Annotated in this window: 1 protein-coding gene; it reads left to right on the forward strand. The window is 67.5% G+C overall.

All coding sequences use genetic code 11. The annotated features are described in order from the left end of the window. A partial coding sequence (locus AB0C27_RS56150; RefSeq protein ID WP_357863651.1) for a group II intron reverse transcriptase/maturase occupies positions 1 to 1,083 on the forward strand: 1,083 nt, incomplete at its 5' end. Positions 1,084 to 1,272 lie beyond the last annotated feature (189 nt).

A 1,272-nucleotide genomic window follows, 5' to 3' on the forward strand; every position in this document is an offset into this window, starting at 1 on the left:
CTGATCCCGCACTACACCCGAGGGCGGATCCGCAGGCAGGACACCGCCTATGCCAGGGTGCGCGCCGCCAGAGACCGGGCGCACAAGCGCGGAGACCACGCCACGGCGCGGGAGTTGCGCAAGCAGTTGCGCAGCATGCCCAGCGGGGATCCCCAAGATCCCGGCTTCCGGCGGCTGCGCTACGTCCGGTACTGCGACGACACCCTGCTCGGGTTCACCGGACCCAAGGCCGAAGCCGAGGAGATCAAAGCTCGCCTGACCGCGTTCCTGCGCGACGAACTCGCGCTGGAGCTGTCGGCGGACAAGACACTGATCACGCACGCCCGCACCCAGGCGGCGCGTTTCCTCGGCTATGAGATCACCGTGCTGCACAACGACCGCAAGGTCACGCGCGGCCGGCGCAGCGCCAACGGCGTCGTCAGCCTCAAGGTGCCGGCATCGGTGATCAAGGCTAAGAAGGCCCCCTACCTGTCTCGCGGCAAACCTGAGGGCAGGCCCCGTCTGATCAATGAAGACGACCACACCATCGTCAACACCTACGGGTCCGAGTGGCGGGGCATCGTCCAGTACTACCTGCTGGCCGGGAACGTCCATCGTCTCCACCGGCTCGGTTGGGTCATGGAGACCTCGCTGCTGAAGACTCTGGCCAACAAGCACCGCTCGTCGGTGGCGAAGATGGCCCGCAAATACGCGGCCACCATCGCCACGCCGCACGGGCCGCGCAAGTGCTTCGAAGCCAGAATCGAACGCAGCGGCAGGAAGCCACTGGTCGCACGGTTCGGAGGCATTCCACTACGGCGCAACAAGGACGCGGCCATCACCGACCGCGTCCTGGTCCCGGGTACCATCCGCCACAAAGAGCTGGTCACCCGGCTCCTGGCGAACCGTTGCGAGATCTGCAAGGCCGACGACGGCATCTCGGTGCACCACGTCCGACGCCTCGCTGACCTCGCCCGGCCGGGACGGCCGCAACCCGCATGGGCGGAGCTCATGGCCAGGCGACGGCGCAAGACCCTCGTGGTCTGCCGGACCTGCCATGACTCCATCCACACGGGGCAGCCGAAATCGCAGCTCACGCAGTAGTCACCGGAGAGCGACGTGCGGTGAAAGTCGCATGCGTCGTTCGGACTGGGGGCCGCAGGAAAAGGACCCGCGCTCCGCGCGGGCACCTCGCCAGCGGCCCACCAGTGCCTTATGGGCGAATTCCTGCGACAAGGTCCTCGCCGAGGTTCGCTCCCACAGCGCCTGCTGGGCCACGGTCAACCCGACCCG

Origin of the sequence: Nonomuraea sp. NPDC048882 (assembly GCF_040649755.1) — a bacterium.
Taxonomy (GTDB): Bacteria; Actinomycetota; Actinomycetes; order Streptosporangiales; family Streptosporangiaceae; genus Nonomuraea; species Nonomuraea maheshkhaliensis.